10 protein-coding genes are annotated in these 17,861 nt (G+C 71.3%); 4 read left to right on the top strand and 6 right to left on the bottom strand.

The window, feature by feature from the left end:
* Window positions 1-37: 37 nt before the first annotated feature.
* The 4 genes from ACFT7S_RS36615 to ACFT7S_RS36600 are packed head-to-tail and all read right to left on the bottom strand — an operon-like array spanning window position 38 to window position 11,394.
* Window positions 38-1,339, bottom strand: coding sequence for a M18 family aminopeptidase (locus ACFT7S_RS36615; protein ID WP_382740208.1), 1,302 nt, complete (start codon window positions 1,337-1,339; stop codon window positions 38-40).
* On the bottom strand, window positions 1,336-6,960 hold the full coding sequence (locus ACFT7S_RS36610; RefSeq protein ID WP_382740205.1) for a MupA/Atu3671 family FMN-dependent luciferase-like monooxygenase: 5,625 nt from the start codon (window positions 6,958-6,960) through the stop codon (window positions 1,336-1,338). The genes ACFT7S_RS36615 and ACFT7S_RS36610 overlap by 4 nt, the downstream gene beginning before the upstream one ends.
* Window positions 6,957-10,109 carry a type I polyketide synthase gene (locus ACFT7S_RS36605; protein WP_382740202.1) on the bottom strand — a complete coding sequence of 1,051 codons (3,153 nt, stop codon included), beginning with the start codon at window positions 10,107-10,109 and terminating at the stop codon, window positions 6,957-6,959. Before ACFT7S_RS36605 ends, ACFT7S_RS36610 begins: the two co-directional genes overlap by 4 nt.
* Window positions 10,051-11,394 (bottom strand): MFS transporter, encoded by a 1,344-nt coding sequence (locus ACFT7S_RS36600; RefSeq protein ID WP_382740232.1) that lies wholly within the window; start codon window positions 11,392-11,394, stop codon window positions 10,051-10,053. Before ACFT7S_RS36600 ends, ACFT7S_RS36605 begins: the two co-directional genes overlap by 59 nt.
* Before the next feature lie 208 nt (window positions 11,395-11,602).
* On the opposite strand from ACFT7S_RS36600, the gene ACFT7S_RS36595 reads away from it, so the two are divergent.
* Window positions 11,603-12,613 (top strand): LuxR C-terminal-related transcriptional regulator, encoded by a 1,011-nt coding sequence (locus ACFT7S_RS36595; protein ID WP_382740199.1) that lies wholly within the window; start codon window positions 11,603-11,605, stop codon window positions 12,611-12,613.
* 113 nt (window positions 12,614-12,726) lie between these two features.
* Here the strand turns inward: ACFT7S_RS36595 and ACFT7S_RS36590 are convergent, their stop codons facing one another.
* The gene (locus tag ACFT7S_RS36590; RefSeq protein ID WP_382740196.1) at window positions 12,727-14,394 is read right to left on the bottom strand and encodes a fumarate hydratase; all 1,668 of its coding nucleotides are present in this window, start codon (window positions 14,392-14,394) and stop codon (window positions 12,727-12,729) included.
* 285 nt (window positions 14,395-14,679) lie between these two features.
* Here ACFT7S_RS36590 and ACFT7S_RS36585 point away from each other — a divergent pair, with 285 nt between their 5' ends.
* Together ACFT7S_RS36585 and ACFT7S_RS36580 are read left to right on the top strand one after the other, a co-directional pair.
* Window positions 14,680-15,375, top strand: a complete 696-nt coding sequence (locus ACFT7S_RS36585; protein ID WP_382740192.1) for a DUF1707 domain-containing protein — start codon at window positions 14,680-14,682, stop codon at window positions 15,373-15,375.
* A 158-nt stretch (window positions 15,376-15,533) separates the two neighbouring features.
* Window positions 15,534-15,905 (top strand): WhiB family transcriptional regulator, encoded by a 372-nt coding sequence (locus ACFT7S_RS36580; RefSeq protein WP_382740190.1) that lies wholly within the window; start codon window positions 15,534-15,536, stop codon window positions 15,903-15,905.
* 145 nt (window positions 15,906-16,050) lie between these two features.
* Here ACFT7S_RS36580 and glpX read toward each other — a convergent pair whose 3' ends face one another.
* Complete coding sequence (gene glpX, locus ACFT7S_RS36575; RefSeq protein WP_382740187.1) at window positions 16,051-17,085, bottom strand: class II fructose-bisphosphatase; 1,035 nt, start codon at window positions 17,083-17,085, stop codon at window positions 16,051-16,053.
* Between the two features lie 145 nt (window positions 17,086-17,230).
* Between glpX and ACFT7S_RS36570 the strand changes: the two genes are divergently transcribed.
* Window positions 17,231-17,749: a DUF4245 domain-containing protein gene (locus ACFT7S_RS36570; RefSeq protein WP_382740184.1), complete on the top strand. Its 519-nt coding sequence runs from the start codon at window positions 17,231-17,233 to the stop codon at window positions 17,747-17,749.
* Window positions 17,750-17,861 lie beyond the last annotated feature (112 nt).

Below are 17,861 nucleotides of genomic sequence, written 5' to 3'. Positions count from 1 at the left end.
CGGGCTCGGGCTGAAGCGATGGAGTCGGGCGGTCCGGTCAGCCGGACGTCATGAACGCGCTGAGGATGTCGGCCAGATACCCCGGATCGGACGCCCCGCACAGCTCGCGCGCCGAGTGCATGGACAGCCCCGGCACGCCGACGTCCACGGTCGTGACACCGAGCCTGGCCGCGGTCAGCGGACCGATCGACGTCCCGCACGGCATGGCGTTGTTGGAGACGAACGGCTGCCACGGCGCGCCCGCCCGCTCGCACGCCGCCGTGATCACCGCGATGCCCGTGCTGTCGGTGGCGTACCGCTGGTTGACGTTGACTTTGACCGTCGGTCCGCCGTTGGGCAGCGGGCGGTGGTCCGGGTCGTGGCGCTCCGCGTAGTTGGGGTGCACCGCGTGCGCCATGTCGGCGGAGACGCAGAAGGAGCCCGACAGGGCGCGCGACCAGTCCTCGCCGGAGCCGGCCCGTGCGGTGACCGTGCGGCCGAGCACCCTTTCGAGCAGGGGGCTCTGCGCACCCGTCTCCGAGCCGCTGCCCACCTCCTCGTGGTCGAAGGCGGCCAGCACCGGTACGTAGCCGGGCTGCTCGACGCCGGTCGCCGCGGCCACCAGCGCGGTGACGCCGGCGTGCACCGAGATCAGGTTGTCGAGCCGCGAGGAGACGACGAACTCCCGGTCCACGCCCAGATATCCGGGCGGCTGGATGTCGTGCAGCATCAGGTCCCAGGCCAGCACATCGCCCGGCTCCTCCTCGGCCGCCGCCGCCACCCGGCGCAGCAGTGCGCCCTCCTCCGGGTCGCCGAGCGCCCACACCGGGGCGATGTGGCGCTGCCGGTCCAGGGCGAGGCCTTCGTTGACCGTACGGTCCAGGTGGATGGCCAACTGCGGTACCCGTAGCAGAGGTTCGTCGATCTGGACGAGCTTCGTGCGGGGGGTGCCGTCCGGGCCGCGCAGGGCCAGCCGGCCGGAGATGCCCAGATCGCGGTCGAGCCAGGTGTTGAGGGGGACGCCGCCGTAGATCTCCACGCCGATCTGCCGCCAGCCGGCCGAACCGGTGTCGGGGGCCGGCTTGATCCGCAGATTCGGGGAGTCGGTGTGGGTCCCGACGATCCGGAAGGGCGTGTGGGCGGGGGCGTCCTCGGGGGCGTACCAGGCGATCAACGCACCGGCGCGGGCGACGAAGCATCCGCCGGTCGCACCGGTCCAGTCGTCCGTTCCGCGCAGCTCGCGGAAACCGGCCTTCTCCAGTCGCTGGGCGGCGCTCGCCACCGCGTGGTACGGCGAGGGGCTGGCCGCGATGAAGGAGAGCAGGTCGTCGGTGTGGCTGCGGTGGGGGGCCGGCGTCATACGGCTTCCGCCTTTCCGGTGTTCGGCAGTGACTGCGAGGGTGAAGGCACTGATGGTTCGGGGTGTTCTCCGTGCAGCAGCTCCCTGACCGGCCGGTCAGGACGTGCACAGAACTCTGCGAGCAGGTCGGTGTATCCGGTGAGGAGTTGTGCGGCGGTGTCCCGGTTCCAGAGGTCTGCGGAGAACTCCAGGAACGTCCGATAACCCATCGCAGGGTCCCGCCGCGGCGCAAGTCCGAAGCACAGCTCGCTGCGGGAAAGCAACGGTGCGAGATCCTCCACCTCGACCCCCAGGCCGGGGATCTCGATGTCCGTGTCGACGGAGTTCTGGAAGGCGAGCACGTGCGGAACCCGGTCCGGTACGTGCTCCGCGCCCGCGTCCCGCATCGCCTGCATGATCCTGGCGGTGGGCAGTACGTGCGCCATGGCGCCCATGGCACCCGCACCGGTACGCACGGCCAGCTCCGCGCAACTTTCCCCGGGATTGGCTGAATCCAGCCGTACGCGGACCATGACCGCGGTCGACGTCATGGCCACCAGCGACTCGTACGCGGTGCCCTCGCGGTTGGCGTACGGAACGCTGAGCAGGATGTCCGGTTCCCCCGAGAGCCGGGTCAGGAACACTCCGAGCACGGTGGCCGCCACCGCGAACGGGGTGGTGTGGAGGGAGCTCGCGAACGCCTCCACCGCCGCGCGCAGCTCACCGGAAGCCTCCCCGCGGATGGTGTCCCCGAGGCCGCTCAGCGCCGTGGGACGCGGATGGTCGGTGGGTACGGGGACCGCCGACGGCACCCCGTCGAGATAGGCCGCGCAGTGGGCGGCCCGGCGCGCCTCCGTCTCCGGGTCGTGCTGGGCGCGCTGACGGCGGGCGTACTCGGTGGGCTGTGCGCCGGGGGCGGCCAGTCCGTGCGGGACGCCGGCGGCCGCCGCCGTGTACAGAGCGGCGATCTCGGCGAGCAGCAGGGACAGGGACCAGCCGTCCGCGGTGATGTGGTGCAGGACGAACATCAGGGCCCAGCGGTCCTCCTCGACGCGCAGCAGCCGCAGTTTGGGCAGGGCGGGGCGGGCGAGATCGAAACTGCTTCCCGCCGTCTCCCGGCACAACGCGTCGGCGCGCTCCTGCCGTTCGCCCGGCGGCAGCCCGGTCAGGTCCTCGACCGGCAGGTCGAGCGGCGTCGGCGGAAGGACTTCCTGCCACCATGCGCCGCCCGGGTCCTGGACGCCGTCCGGGTCCTGTACGCCGCCCGGGTCCTGGACGAAGCGGGTGCGCAGCGAGTGGTGGCGGGCGATGACCTCGGCGAGCGCGGAGCGCAGGGCGTCGGGGTCCAGGCGGCCGGTGAAGGTGATGCGGGTGGGGACGTTCCACACCTCGGAGTGGGGTACGGAGTGATGGCCCGCGATCATGCGGGCCTGCTGGTCGCTGACTGGCGCGCGGTCGACGAGCGTCTCCGGTGCCTGGGTGAGCTGCCGTGTCATGGCCCGCAGCGTGGCGTCGGAGAAGAAGTCGGCCATCGGGTAGTCGACACCCAGCGCGTCCCGCACCCGGTTCACCAGGCGGATGGCGGCGATGGAATTGCCCCCGAGGTCGAAGAAGTTGGTCGTGTCGGAGAATCCGCGGACGTCGAGGACCGACTCCCAGACCGCGCGCAGAGCCGTTTCGGTGTCCCCGGCCGCTTCCCCCTCGGTGTCCCCCTCGGCGTTCCCCGCAGGGTCGACCATCGACGCCAGCGTCTCGTCGAGCTCGGCGAGACAGCCGCGTACGGTCTCCGCGTCGAACAGGTCCGCGTCGTAGCGCAGCCGCAGGCGCAGCCCCGAAGCCGTACGGGTGGCCATCAGGGCCAGTTCCAGCGGGGCCGACTCCGTCCCGGCCGCCACCTCCTCGCTGCGCAGGCCCGGCAGCTCGATCCGGGACAGGGCCGCGGTGTCGAGGTCCACCGACACGGTGACCAGCGGGCGCGGGTTGCCCGGGTCCGGATGTCCGTCGGCGAGCAGCGCGTCCACATCGACGTCACCGTGCTCGTCGGCCTCGAACAGGGCCCGCCCCGTGGCCCGTACCGCCTCCGCGACCGGTATCCCTTCGGGCAGCGACACCCGCAGCGGCAGCAGCGCGACGTGGAAGCCGACCGTGTCCCGGGTGGCGGGTGTGCGCCGCCCGAACGTCGAGCCGAGCACGAACTCCTGCTGCCCCGAACGGTGCCGCAGCACCAACTGCCAGGCCGTGCACAGCGTCGCGAACAGCGTGACGCCCTGCTCCCCGCTCCACTCCTGGAGCCGTACGGTCCGTTCCCGGCCGATCCGCACGGCTTCCGCGCCGCCGCGCCCCGCGACCCGTCGCCCGCGCGGCCGGTCCGTGGGCAGCTCCAGCACGGGCGGCTTCTCGCCCAGCCGCTCACGCCACCACGCGAGGTCGGTCTCGCTCCGGGGCGGTTCCGCCGCACCGAGCGTCGTGCCCGCGGGGCGTGCGAAGACGGGAGCCCGGCCCTCAACCGCCGCCCGGTACAGCTCCTCCAGGTCCGCCGTGACCAGCGCTGCCGAATGGGCGTCCGTGACGATGTGGTGCATCCCGAGCACCAGCACATGGTCCTCGGCGGCCAGGCGGATCAGGCGTGGCGTGAAGAGAGGGCCTTCGGCCAGGTCGTAGGCACGGGTGCTCTCTTCGGAGAGCACCGCTCCGATCGCCTCCTCGGCCCGCTGCCCCCGCGCATCGGTCACCCGCAGCTCCACGGGCTGCCCGTCCCGTACGACCTGGAGCACCGTCTCGTCCCGCCGCCCGGCCCGGAACACCGTGCGCAGCCCCGCGTGGCGGTCGACCAGCCCGTCCACGGCGGTGCGCAGCGCGGCTTCGTCGAGCGGGCCGTGCAGCCGTACCGCCTGTGTCTCGTTGTACGCGGCGGGGTTGCCGAGCAACGAGGAGGCGAGCCAGAGCCGGCGCTGACCGGGGGTGGCGGGCGCGACCGTCTCGCGTACCTGCTCCTTCTCCCATGCCTGTTCCTTCTCCCGTGCCTGCTCCCGCTCCTCGGTGCGGCGTCGCAGCACATCCAGCTGATCGAGCCCCGCCCGCAGCTGCTCCCCACTCACCCCGAAGTCGACCAGCGCGGCGATCTCGTCGACGCCCGCCCGGTGCAGCGCGTCGACGAACGGCGCGGCGGTCTCCGGCGAGCCGATCAACGCCCGCTGGTCGCAGTACCGGTCGTAGGCCCGCCGGAACAGATAGTCCAGGTCCTCCTCACTCGCCGCCGCCACGTCCTGCGGACTGTGGCCGAGCGCGCTCGCCGCCGACCGCATCAGCAGGGAGGCGCGCAGATATCGGCTCATCGGCTCCAGCGCCTCGGCCCGCGCGATGTCATGGTCCGTCGCGAGATAGGTGTGCACCAGGACGGTCACCCGGCCCGCTTCCGGGTCGAGACCGCACTCGGCCCGTACGCGCCGGTAGTGGGCGATGTTCGCGGCCAGCTCGTCCACGGTCTGGCTCATCAGGTTGGTGACGATGCCGAGACCGCGCCGGGCCGCCTCCTCGTACGATCCGCGTTGCCCGGACGTGGCGAGGAACATCGGCGGTTCGGCCTGCACCGGCCGGGGGTGGATGCGTACGCCGGTCTCGGAGCCGTCCCCCGTGCGCCGCCGCACGGCCTCGCCGCGCCACAGGGCGCGCACCTCGTCCAGGTGGGCGAAGGCGATCTCCTTGCGGTCCGCGAACCGGTCCGGGTGCAGGGCGAAGTCCTGGGCGTGCCAGCCGGTGGCGCACCCGATGCCGACCCGCCCGCCGGAGAGGTTGTCGACGACCGACCACTCCTCCGCGATCCGCACCGGGTCGTGCAGCGGCAGAACGACGGACCCGGCGTTGATCCGGATGCGGTCGGTCTCGCGTGCGATCGCGGAGGCGAGGACGGCGGGGTTGGGGAAGAGGCCGCCGAAGGAGTGGAAGTGCCGCTCGGGCAGCCAGACCGAGTCGAAGCCGTGCGCGTCGGCGAAACGTGCGGTCTCGAAGACCGTCTCGTACGCCTCTTTAGTGTCGGCGCTCTCGGGGTGGTCGCCGAAGAAGTAGACACCGAAGCCGGGGGCGGGACGGGGGCTTCCTCGCCCGTCCCGCGGTGCTTTCGCCGGGATTGGACGTTTCTGGGCGGGGAAGAATCCGCCGTCACGCAGCTCGCGCAGCGACCCCTTAACCGCGCCCGAGATCGTCTCCACGTCCTCGTCCGTGTGGGCGGTGGAGAGATAGAAACTGCGCCACTCCCAGACGAACAGCCCGCGCAGCAGCAGGTGGTGGTAGAGCAGTTCCATGTCGGCGCGGTGGGTGAAGCGGAACATCGACCCGAAGTGGGCGAGTTCCAGGGGGAATTCCTCGTCCCTGAAGAAGGCGTTGAGGTCGGCGGCGAGCGCGTCCGTGCGGGCGTTCAGCCGGTCCTGGAGTCCCGGGCCCTGCTCCTTGAGATGGGTGAGCACCGCCTTCGCCGCCGCCATGGAGAGCGGGTGCTGCATATACGTACCGCCGATGAAGGTGGTCTCGTGCGGGGGCCTGCTGTCGTCCCCGTACCGCCAGAATCCGCCGTCGACGCCGTCCAGGAGATCCGCCCGGCCCGCCACCGCGCCGACCGGGAAGCCGCTGCCGAGCGCCTTGCCGTAGGTGGCGAGGTCGGGCACGACACCGAAGTGGTGCTGGGCGCCGCGCGGGTGCGGGCGCAGTCCGGTGAGCATCTCGTCGAAGAGCAGCACGATGCCCCGGCGTGCGGTGAGGTCACGCAGCGAGCGCAGGAAGTCCACCGGCCGGAGTCCCGGATTGCGGCACTGGACGGGCTCGACGAGGACGGCGGCGATGCTGTCGCCGAGGGCGGCGATGGTGTCCAGCGCCTCCTGGCTGCCGTACTCCAGCACGATCAGTTCGGCGACGGCGGAGGCGGGGATGCCGCGCGAGACAGGAACGGCATGGTGGTCGGCGCCGCCGGGGCGGCCGAGTACGGAGTCGATGTGCCCGTGGTACGAGCCCCGGAACATGACGACCTTGTCGCGCCCGGTCGCGGCGCGGGCCAGCCGGACGGCCGCCGAGTTCGCCTCCGTACCGGAACCGGCGAAGGCCACCCGTTCCATCCCGGTCAGCTCGGCGAGGAGCGCCGCCACCTCACCGGTGTCGGGGGAGCGGGGGCCGAAGCGGAGCCCCTGCGAGAGGTGGCGCCGCACGGCATCGGTCACGAATTCGGGCTCGTGGCCGAAGAGCAGGGCGCCGAATCCCATGGTGATGTCGGTGTAGTCGTTGCCGTCGACATCGGTGAGATGGGCCCCGCGCGCCGAACGGGCGGCGATCGGATACAGCATCTCCTTGGTGGCGCCCCGAAAGCCGACGACGGCCCGGCTGTCGGCGAGCACCGGCCGGTGCTGCTGGGCGAGTTCCTTGGAGGTGCCGGTGCGTGCGGTGAACCGGCTCACGAGGGAGGCGGTGTGGGCGCGTTGGGCTGCGTCGGCCGATGCTCCGGCCATCCCGCCCGACGGATCGACGAGGAGACGGGGGCCGTGGGGCGTGGGGGAGGCCGACGGTGCGGCGGAGGCTGCCGCGAGTTGTTCCGTCAGTCGGCGGGAGAGCGCTGCGGCCCTGTCCACCGCGGCGGCGGGCCCGTCCGTCGCGCTCATCGGCCCGTCACCCCGGCGGAGCGGGTGAGCAGGGCGACGGCATCCGAGAGCTGGGTCAGCATGGCGGCCTGGGTCTCCGCCAACTGCTGGATCTGACGCGACAGTTCCTCGACCTCGGCGCGCGTCGCGTAGACGGGTTCCCCGCCCGCGACCGCCGGGGCGGCTGCCGGCTTCACAGGCTCCGACTCCGACTCCGACTCCGACTTCGGCTCCGGCGCCGTGCGGCTCGCTATGAGTCCGGCCGCCAGGCGCGGTGTCCCCGCCTCCTCCAGGATCTCCCGCATGGCGATCTGTGTACCGAACTCCGCCTCCAACTGCCGCACCATCCCGATGAGCTGGAGCGAATCCGCGCCCAGCGCGACGAACGACCGGTCGGCGCCGACCTCCGACGGCGCATGGCCGAGATGGCGGGCTGTGAGCTCCAGTACGCGCTCCAGCACCCTGTCCAGTACGGCCTGTTCGGTCATGCCATCCTCCGTCGTGCGTCCGTGGGTGTGCGGGGTTGCCGGAACCGGCGGCGGACCGGTCCAGTACGACTGATGCCGGAACGGGTACGTCGGCAGCGGCACCCGGCGGCCGCCGCAGCCGTCGAGCAGCGGCCGCCAGTCGACCGCGACGCCCGCGCAGTGGAGCCGGGCCACGGCCTGCTCCCACTGCCATGTCGGTAGGCAGACGGCGTCCGGGAGCGCGCGGCGCACCATGCCGGTCAGGGTGGCGGACGGCCCGAGCTCAACCACGACGGGAGCGGAGCTCCCGCCCGCGCCTGCCGGTGCGCCGAGCGTGGCGAGTACGGCACCGAAGTCGGCGGTCCTGCGGGCCTGTTGGATCAGATAGTCGGCGTCCGGCAGCCATCCCGGAGGGCGTACGGCCCCGTCGACGCCGCTGACGAACTCCGTACGCACCGGCCCTAGTTCCGTCTTCTCGGCGGCGACCCGCAACGCGTCGAGCACCGGGTCCAGCAACGCCGTATGGAAGGCCCGGTCCACCTCCACCCGCTCGTACGCCTCGCCGCGCGCCGTCAGCAGGGCCCGCGCCTCCGCTACCGCCGCCGGGGGACCGGCCACGACATGGTGGGCGGTCCCGTTGACCACGGCGAGCTCCAGGCCGTCGACGGCGGCCAGCAACTCCCGTACCCGCCGGTGCGATACGAACACCGCGAGCATCGCGCCGACGGCCGAGCCCCGCTGCATCAGCTGCCCGCGCCGGCACAGCAGCCGCATCCCGTCCTCGGCCCCCAGGGCCCCGGCGACGCACAGCGCCGCGTACTCCCCGACGCTGTGCCCGGCCACCCGCGAAGGGACGACGCCGAGCTGTTCCCACAGCCGGGCCTGGGCGACCTGGAGGGCGAACAGGGCGGGCTGCGCGAAGCCCGTGTCCCACCGCTCGGGCCCCTGGCCGTCGACGACACGGGCCAGGAAGTCACCGTGGCCCGTCTCCTCCTCGTACACCCGGGCGCAGGTGGCGAGGGTCGTGGCGACCACGGGGAAGCGGGCAGCGAGCCGGGCCGCCATGCCGGGGCGTCCGCCGCCCTGCCCGCTGAAGAGGAAGACCGGCTCGGCCACCCGCTCCGCCACTCCGCTCTCGTACGCCCCTTCGGCCGCCGCCCCCGACAGGAAGGCGTCCAGCCCCGCCACCGGGTCCGGCGAGGTCACGACCAGCCGGTGGGGCAGGAGACGCCTGCCCAGCGCCGCCGTGACCAGCAGATCGGCGGGCGCCGGCACAGGCCCACGCACCAGTCGTTCGCGGAACGCGCGGGCGTATGCCACGAGCCCCTCATGGCTCGCACCGGACAGTGGGAGCAGCCTCGGGGCCTCGGCCGTCGCCGGGCGGACGGGCGGGGCGGGTGCCTGCTCCAGGATCACGTGCGCGTTCGTACCGCCCATCCCGATGGAGTGGACCCCCGCCCGGCGCACCCCCGGCAGCGGCCACGCCAGCTCACGGTCCGGCAGCAGGAACGGGCTCTCCCCGACGGCGAGGGCGGGGTTGGGCCGGGCGAAGTTCACCAGCGGGGGCACCATCCCGTGGCGCAGTACCTCGATCGCCTTGACCAGCCCGGCCAGCCCGGCCGCGCTGTCCAGATGACCGATGGCGGGCTTGGTGGAGCCCAGTGCGCAGAAGCCCGTCCGCTCGGTGTCACGGCGGAACGCCGCGGTGAGGGCGGCGAATTCGATGGGGTCGCCCTTGAGGGTGCCCGTGCCGTGCGCCTCCACATAGCCCACGGAATCGGCGGCCACCCCCGCGGCGTCCAGCGCCCCCAGCACCGCGTCGCGCTGCCCGGCGACCCCCGGTGCGACGAAACCCCGTTTGTCCGCACCGTCGTTGGTGACGGCCGAGCCCAGGATCACCGCGTGCACGGTGTCACCGTCGGCGAGCGCCCGGTCCAGCCGCTTCAGCAGGACGGCCACCACACCGTTGCCGCCGACGGTGCCGTCCGCGTCCGCGTCGAAGGCCCGGACCGTGCCCGTAGGGGAGAGCGTGGAGCCCTTCACCCGGTGATGCCCGGTGATCTGCGGTAAGTGCAGGGCGGCGGAGGCCGCCAGCATCAGATCCGCGTCGCCCGCGCGCAGCGCCTGACAGGCCAGATGCACGGAGACCAGCGCACTCGAACAGGCCGTCGCCACATTGACGGCGGGGCCGGTGAGACCCAGCCGGTACGCGGCCCGGGTGGCCGCGAAGTCCGGATAGGTGCCCACCTGGACCTGTTTGTGGGTCATCCAGTCACCCGACCGGACCTCATCGGCGAGGTTCCCGGCGAGATAGCTGTGCAGCGAGTACAGGCGGTATCCGGTGCTCCCGTACACCCCGATCCGGACGGCGGGGTCCGGTTCCGCGTAACCGCCGTCCTCCAGCGCGTGGAAGCAGCACTCCAGGAAGAGCCGCTGCTGCGGATCGGTGAGCGTCGCCTCCCGGCCGCTCATCGAGAAGAACCCGGCGTCGAACCCGTCCACGGAGTCCAGGAGGGCGCTCGCCCCGGTGAAGTCCGGCGCGGTGTAATCCGCCTCCGGCACCCCGGCGGCGGCGAATTCGGCCGGGGTGAAACTGCGTACGTGCGAGACACCGGCCCGGATGTCGCGCCAGAACTCCGCGGTGTCACTGGCTCCGGGGAGTCTCAGCGCCGTCCCGATCACCGCGATGCGGTTCTCCCTCACGTGCGTCTTCTCCCTCGCCCGCCGTGTCCGGCCGCGGCTCTGTGTGCCGCGGCCCGACCGCCCGGATTCCGGGCGCCCGCAGCCCGGCTACCCGCGGTCGGGCCACCCGAAGCAGGAACGCCAGTGCGACCACGATGGCAGCCCCATGGGACCACGCGACGACCGTCAGGGGGCTGTATCCGTCGAGAGCGGCGGCGACGAGGATCATGCCGACACCGAAGCCGAGATTCTCGAAGGTCGCGGAGAGCCCGAAGGCATGCCCGCGCAGACCGGTCGGCAGCGTCTGGAGATGCGAGGTGTACGAGACCTCGGTGAGCCCGTCGGCGGCTCCCGCGACCAGCGCGATCACGGCCGTCGCGGCCAGCGGGAAGCCGGCGAACGCGAGGATGAAGGCCGAGGACATCACGACCGTCCCGTAACCGAAGCCCAGCGCCCCGACGGCCCGCCCGGTGTGCTTCGTGTACCGCTGGATCACCTGCTGGGCGGCGACGTTGCCCAGCGCCCACAGACACCAGAACGCGCTGACGAACACGGCGGGGTTCGCCGTGTCCACGTCGCTCGAGTACACCGGCAGCGCCGCGTTGTGCGAGGACGAGCCGAAGGCGTCCACCCCGCGCAGAGCCACCATGAGACCCAGACCGGGCGCGGCGGCCAGCGCGAGGAACGCGACCGGCATGCGCCGTCGTCCCGTCTTCTCGCGCGCCGCCGCGCCCTCGGCCGGCCGGCCGGCCGGCCCCTCTTCAGTACGCTCGCCGGAATCCCCCTCCGAATCCGGCGATGCGTCCCCGCCTCTGCCGCCCCCCGCGATCGGCAGCAGAGCCACCGTCACCGCGCAGACCACAAAGGTCGCCATGTCGACCACGAAGGCCGCTGTGTACCCCACCAGGGACACCACCACACCGGCCGATGCGAAACCGGCCACCATCGCCAGCGAACGCCCCGTGATGGAGAGGGAGTTCGCCCAGGCCCTGCGGTCCGCGCCGACCATCTCGGGAATGGAGCTGCGCAGCGACACCATGAAGAGCGTCCCGCACGCCCCGATCACCACCGAGACGGCCATCAGCGCCGTCGTCCGCAGCCCGTCCGGCGCCAGGATCAGCAGCAGCATCACGGCCGCCTGCGCCACATTGGCCCAGAGCATGATGCTCTTCGCCGCGAAACGCGCGAGCAGCCCGCCGGCCGTCAGCCCGGCGACGAATCCGGAAGCCAGCCGCACCGCCATGAACAGGCCCATGGCGAGCGCTCTGCCCGTTGTCGCATAGACGAACAGATTGAGCGCCACCATATTCAGGAAGGTGCCGTACGAAGAGACCGCGTAACCGGCGACGAGGATTCGATATCGCCGTTCCGAACGTGCCGCGTTGTCCGTTCCGCTGTCCCGTGGGTTCGATTGGCTGTCCGTGCCGTTGCTGCCGAGCGTCACCCGCTCATAGTCATGCAGGCACCGTGCTCACCGCTGTCGGCCCGTTCGTACAAATGTAATCTGCATACTTGTGAAGGACGATCATTCCACCCCACCGGCATGTGATTGCCGCGAATCGACTGCGGGCCGCTCGCCGAGCGAGCGTCCCTGCGACGCGGCGCTCGCCGTATACCGGCGCGCGCTAGTGGAGGGGAGCCTTCCGCAGGACGAGGTGGCGGACTGTCTGCGGGCCCTGCATCTGATGGTGGCGGACCGCGACTCACCGGGCTTCATGATCCCGGTACCGCCGGAGACGGCGTCGTTCGCCGCGCTCGCCCCGATGGAGGAGGCGATCGTCGAGCAGCGCCGCACGCTGCGGTCCGCCCGCGCCGCCCTCTCCGTTTTCGAGGCGCTGTACGCCGATGTGCACCGGCTCGAGCAGCCCGCCCTCACCCGGCTATCCGGCGAGGCCGTCATCAGCAAGGCGCTCGACGCCGGAGTGGCCGGCTGCCGGGAGGAGGTCCGCACGGCGCACCCGGGCGGCGGCCGACCGGCGCACATCCTGAAGGAGTCGCTGATCCGGGACCTGGGCAACCTGCGGCGGGGCATACGGCAGCGGACGATCTACCAGCACACGGTCCGCGCGGACCGTACGACGCTCTCCTACATCGAGCAGGTGACGGCCGCCGGGGCCGAGATCAGGACGCTCGCCGAAGTGGTGGACCGGGTCATCGTGTTCGACCGGGACCTGGCGTTCATTCCGTTCTCCGACGAGCCGCACAACGCCCTGCGCATCCAGCACCCCTCGCTGGTCCGCTTCCTGGTCCGCAGCTTCGACGACACGTGGGCCCGCGCGGTACCGGTCCGCCCCGAGCGCACCCCGCTGCGCACCCCCGTGATCACGTCCGACCTCCAGCGCACGATCCTCCAGGCGGTCGTCAACGGCGAGACCGACGCATCGATCGCCCGCCGCCTCGGCATGAGCCGCCGCAGCGTCGCCGAACACATGCGCAAGGTCTCCGACCAGCTGGGCAGCAACAGCCGCGCCCAGCTCGGCTATCTGGTCGCGACCTCGGGCCTCCTGGAGGGACCCGAGGTCTGAGAACGGCCGAAGCGGAACGCGGGCGGGGGCGCCCCGGCCGAAGCCGGAACGCCCCCGCGGGCACGTACGAGAGGCCGGATCAGCCGAGGCCGACGCCGTACCGGAAGGCCGGATCAGCCGAGGCCAGGGCCCCGTACCGGAATGCTGGTGAACGTCGGTGCCGGGGCCGGCTCGGTGAAGAAGTCGTTGCCCTTGTCGTCGACCACGACGAACGCCGGGAAGTCCTCGACCTCGATCCTCCAGACCGCCTCCATGCCGAGCTCCTCGTACTCGACGACCTCGACCTTCTTGATGCAGTCCTGCGCGAGCCGCGCCGCGGGACCACCGATCGAGCCGAGGTAGAAGCCGCCGTGCGCGTCGCACGCGTCGGTGACCTGCTTGGAGCGGTTGCCCTTGGCGAGCATCACCTTCGAGCCGCCCGCCGCCTGGAACTGCGCGACGTAACTGTCCATACGGCCGGCCGTCGTCGGGCCGAAGGAACCGGAGGCGTAGCCCTCGGGCGTCTTCGCCGGACCCGCGTAGTAGACCGGGTGGTCCTTCAGGTACTGCGGCATCTCCTCGCCTGCGTCGAGCCGCTCCTTGATCTTGGCGTGCGCGATGTCGCGGGCCACGACCAGCGGGCCGGTCAGCGAGAGCCTGGTCTTCACGGGGTACTTGGTCAGCTCGGCGAGGATGTCGTCCATGGGCCGGTTGAGGTCGATCTTCACGACGTCACCGGCCTCGTCCAGGTGCTGGTCCGTCGTGTCCGGCAGGAAGCGCGCCGGGTCCTTCTCCAGCTGCTCCAGGAACACACCCTCGGCGGTGATCTTCGCGGTGGCCTGGCGGTCGGCCGAGCAGGACACGGCGATCGCGACGGGCAGCGAGGCGCCGTGGCGGGGCAGACGCACGACCCGCACGTCGTGGCAGAAGTACTTGCCGCCGAACTGCGCACCGATCCCGATCTTCTGCGTCAGCTCGAAGACCTTCTCCTCCAGCTCCTTGTCACGGAAGCCGTGACCGGTGGGGGAGCCCTCGGCAGGCAGCTCGTCCAGGTAGTGCGCGGAGGCGTACTTCGCGGTCTTCAGCGCGAACTCCGCCGACGTACCGCCGACGACGATCGCCAGGTGGTACGGCGGGCAGGCGGCCGTACCCAGGGAGCGGATCTTCTCCTCCAGGAACTTCATCATGGAGGCCTCGTTGAGGACCGCCTTGGTCTCCTGGAACAGGAACGACTTGTTGGCCGAACCGCCGCCCTTCGCCATGAAGAGGAACTTGTACGCGCCGCCGTCGGTCGCGTACAGCTCGATCTGGGCCGGGAGGTTCGAGCCGGTGTTCTTCTCGTCCCACATGGTCAGCGGGGCCATCTGCGAGTAGCGCAGATTGAGCTTGGTGTACGCGTCGAAGATGCCGTGCGACAGGGCCTCCTCGTCACCGCCCTCGGTGAGCACGTTCTGCCCGCGCTTGCCCATGACGATCGCCGTGCCGGTGTCCTGGCACATCGGCAGCACACCCGCGGCGGCGATGTTCGCGTTCTTGAGCAGGTCGAGCGCGACGAACTTGTCGTTCGACGACGCCTCCGGGTCGTCCACGATCCGCCGCAGCTGCGCCAGGTGGGCGGGCCGCAGATAGTGCGAGATGTCGTGCATCGCCTCGGCGGCGAGGGTGCGCAGAGCCTCCGGCGCGACCTTGAGGAACGTACGGCCGTCGGCCTCGAAGGTGGAAACACCCTCGGAGGTCACCAGACGATAGGGCGTGGTGTCCTCTCCCAGGGGGAGCAGATCGGAGTACGCAAACTCTGGCATTACGGCCATTCCTCACTCGACAGGCAGCGGCTGACCTCCCTTGGGCAGCGCACACCAGGGTAGAACGCCGACGGGACCTCACTCCTGTGAGGTAAGGCTCACTCACCCCTATCAGCCCCTCCGGCGTTTGAGGAGCGGGGTCCGGGGCGGAGCCCCGGTTTCGGGAAGGGGCGGGTAGGGGAGCAGCCCCGCGCAGCGGCCACTCACCCCCGCCACGCCTCACCCCGCCACGCCCTCACCCGCAACCCCTAGTCGCGATCTATCGCGTTTGGGTACGCTGGTTCGGTGGACCTCGAAAAGCAGCCCCAGCAGCCGCAGCCGCCCGCCGCCCCGGCCGGAACCACTCCCGCCGAACCCGCGCCGGCGGGTATCCGGGCCTCCGATGCCGACCGCGACCGGATCGCGGACATCCTGCGGGACGCCGTGGCCGACGGCCGGCTGACCGCGGAGGAGCATGCCGAGCGGATCGACCTGGTCTACCGGGCCAAGACCGTCGACGCACTCGAACCGCTGGTGCGGGACCTGCCGACCGGAGCGGGCGCCCAGCACGCCACGTCGTCCTCGCACAGCTACGGCCCCGACGTGCCCGCCGGGCCGGCCGACAATCTGGTGGCCGTCTTCAGCAGCTCCACCCGGCGGGGGCGGTGGCGGGTCGGCGGCCGGACCAACGCCTTCGCACTCTTCGGCAGTATCGAGATCGATCTGACCGAGGCTCTTTTCGGTCAGAGGCTGAGCGTCATCAACGCCACGTCCATCTTCGGCAGCGTCGAGATCAAGGTGCCCGAGAACATCTCGCTGCGCGGCAGCGGGACAGGTATTTTCGGCAATTTCGAAGTGGTCACGCTTGAATCCACGGACCCGGAAGCGCCGGTGGTCGTAGTGAACGGCTATTCGGTGTTCGGGAACATCGAGGCAAAACCCAAGCGGGGCAAGCTCATTGCCAACCTCCACGACCAGTTGCGCAAACATCTCGGCCACTGAGGCGCACGGCGCTCGCGCTTCGAGTTTCGGCCATATGGGGCGGCCGGTCGCAATTGCGTGCGCCGCAAGTCAGTGCCACTCAGTGCATAGGCGCGCGCACAGCGGGTAGGGAGGCTGCATCGTCTCTCGCTCGCGAAGCCGTCGTCAGGAGTAGACCCGTGCCGCAACCGCCGCTTCAGACTCTGCAGGTCGCCGCCGTGCCTTCCCAGCGCACTCCCGCGCGGGAGGACGAGGGCGGTCCCTGGCATGCGGAGGCGGTGTGCCGCCGGGACGAAGCCGGGCTGTTCTTCGCCCCGTCGAAGGAGCCGACTGCCGCCAGGCTGTCCCGCGAGGAGGCAGCGAAGCGGGTCTGCGCGCGCTGTCCCGTAATGGTGGAATGCCAGGAACACGCCCTGGTCCAGCCCGAGCCGTACGGGGTGTGGGGCGGCCTCACCGCCGCCGAGCGCCGTGTGGTGCTCGCCCGCAGGCGCAGGCGTGACATGGAGTTGAAGGCGGCGGCCACGACCGAGCACATCGCGGCGGCAGGCTGACCTACGGGCCGCCGGCCGACCTACGGGTCAGGGGCCGCCCCGACCGGCAGCCCCTGACCCAGACCGTGCTTCGCCCGCGCGACACCGCGTACGGGAACCCGGCAGCCTTGAAGCCCCGGCCGCCGGGATTCCTCGCGTACGGGAGTTACTTCGCGCGGTCGAAGTCGATGGCGCTGTACGCGCGCAGCTTCGAGAGGCGGTGCGTCGAGTCGATCTTCCGGATCGTGCCCGACTTGGACCGCATGACGATCGACTCGGTGGTCGCGGTCTCCCCGCGGTACCGCACGCCGCGCATGAGCTCGCCATCGGTGATCCCCGTCGCGACGAAGAACACGTTGTCGCCGCTGACCAGGTCGTTCGTCGAGAGCACCCGGTCCAGGTCGTGCCCGGCGTCCAGTGCGCGCTGACGCTCGGCTTCGTCCTTCGGCCAGAGCTTGCCCTGGATGACGCCGCCGAGGCACTTGATGGCGCAGGCCGAGATGATGCCCTCGGGGGTGCCGCCGATGCCCATGAGCAGGTCGACGCCGGTCCCTTCGCGGGCGGCCATGATCGAGCCGGCCACGTCGCCGTCGGAGATGAACTTGATCCGGGCGCCGGTCTCCCGGATCTCCTTGACGATGCCGTCGTGGCGGGGGCGGTCGAGGATGACGACGGTGACGTCCTCGGGGGAGGAGTTCTTCGCCTTGGCGACCCGGCGGATGTTGACCGAGACGGGGGCGTTGATGTCGACGAAGTCGGCGGCCTCGGGACCGGTGACGAGCTTGTCCATGTAGAAGACCGCGGACGGGTCGAACATGGTGCCGCGGTCGGCCGCTGCGAGTACCGCGATGGCGTTCGGCATGCCCTTGGCGTTGAGCGTGGTGCCGTCGATCGGGTCGACGGCGATGTCGACCTCGGCACCGGTGCCGTCGCCGACCCGCTCGCCGTTGTAGAGCATGGGGGCTTCGTCCTTCTCGCCCTCACCGATGACGACGACGCCGTTCATCGAGACGGTCGAGACGAGGGTCCGCATGGCGTTCACCGCGGCACCGTCGGCACCGATCTTGTCGCCGCGACCGACCCAGCGGCCTGCGGCCATGGCCGCGGCCTCGGTGACCCGGACCAGTTCCAGGGCCAGGTTGCGGTCGGGGGCCTCCGGGGAGACTTCGAGCTGGGACGGCAGGTGATGATGCTCGGACATCGGAGCGCACCTTTCTGTACGACGACGACCGGAAAAGAGGGTGCCTGTGACTCTATCGGTAGGTCGATAGAATGAGCAGTCCGGGTCACGTTTGAGCGGGCGCCCCGTCGTCGGGTGCGGAGAGCCGCATGCCACCATTGGGCCCGTGGCAAGCACTCGAGGCAAGCAGACCGTGCGGGACATGCTCCTGTCGATGATCGTGATCTCGGCCGTTGCCGGGGTCATCTACATCTTCATTCCGCACGACGACAAGGCCGACCCGGTGAAGGCCGTCGACTACCGGGTGGAGCTCCTGACGGCACGGCGCGCGGCGCCGTATCCCGTGGCGGCGCCCGACGGGCTGCCGAAGGGCTGGAAGCCGACCTCGGTCTCGTACGGGCGTCAGGCGGCCGACAGCTGGCACCTGGGATTCCTCGACCCGGACGGCAAGTACGTCGCGGTGGAGCAGTCCACGGCCCCGGCGAAGAAGTACGTCGCCGAGGTCAGTCAGCGCGCGACGGACACCGGGCGTACGCACGAGGTGGCGGGCGAGGCGTGGCAGCACTGGAAGGGCCCGAAGTACGACGCCCTCGTTCTGCACGCCGACGGCGCGACCACGGTGGTGACGGGTTCGGCGCCCATGGAGCGGCTGGCGCAGATGGCCGCAGCACTCAAGACGTCCTGACCTGAATGGAGAAGGCCCCGGAGCACAAGTGGGCCGGGGCCGGCGGCCTGGGGGGGGTGGCTGGGGGCCGGCGGGCTGCCGGGCGTGTCGGCCTGGTCGTGGGTGGGGCGCG

The organism is Streptomyces sp. NPDC057136 (assembly GCF_042670885.1).
GTDB lineage: Bacteria > Actinomycetota > Actinomycetes > Streptomycetales > Streptomycetaceae > Streptomyces.
The sequence above is the reverse complement of the archived record's forward strand: the minus strand, read 5'-3'. Positions and strand labels throughout refer to the sequence as shown.

Excerpts from the sequence above, each read along its gene's own strand:
- ACFT7S_RS36615 (WP_382740208.1), bottom strand. The coding sequence starts at position 1,339 with ATGACGCCGGCCCCCCACCGCAGCCACACCGACGACCTGCTCTCCTTC.
- ACFT7S_RS36610 (WP_382740205.1), bottom strand. The coding sequence starts at position 6,960 with ATGAGCGCGACGGACGGGCCCGCCGCCGCGGTGGACAGGGCCGCAGCG.
- ACFT7S_RS36600 (WP_382740232.1), bottom strand. The coding sequence starts at position 11,394 with ATGGTGGCGCTCAATCTGTTCGTCTATGCGACAACGGGCAGAGCGCTC.
- ACFT7S_RS36590 (WP_382740196.1), bottom strand. The coding sequence starts at position 14,394 with ATGCCAGAGTTTGCGTACTCCGATCTGCTCCCCCTGGGAGAGGACACC.
- glpX (WP_382740187.1), bottom strand. The coding sequence starts at position 17,085 with ATGTCCGAGCATCATCACCTGCCGTCCCAGCTCGAAGTCTCCCCGGAG.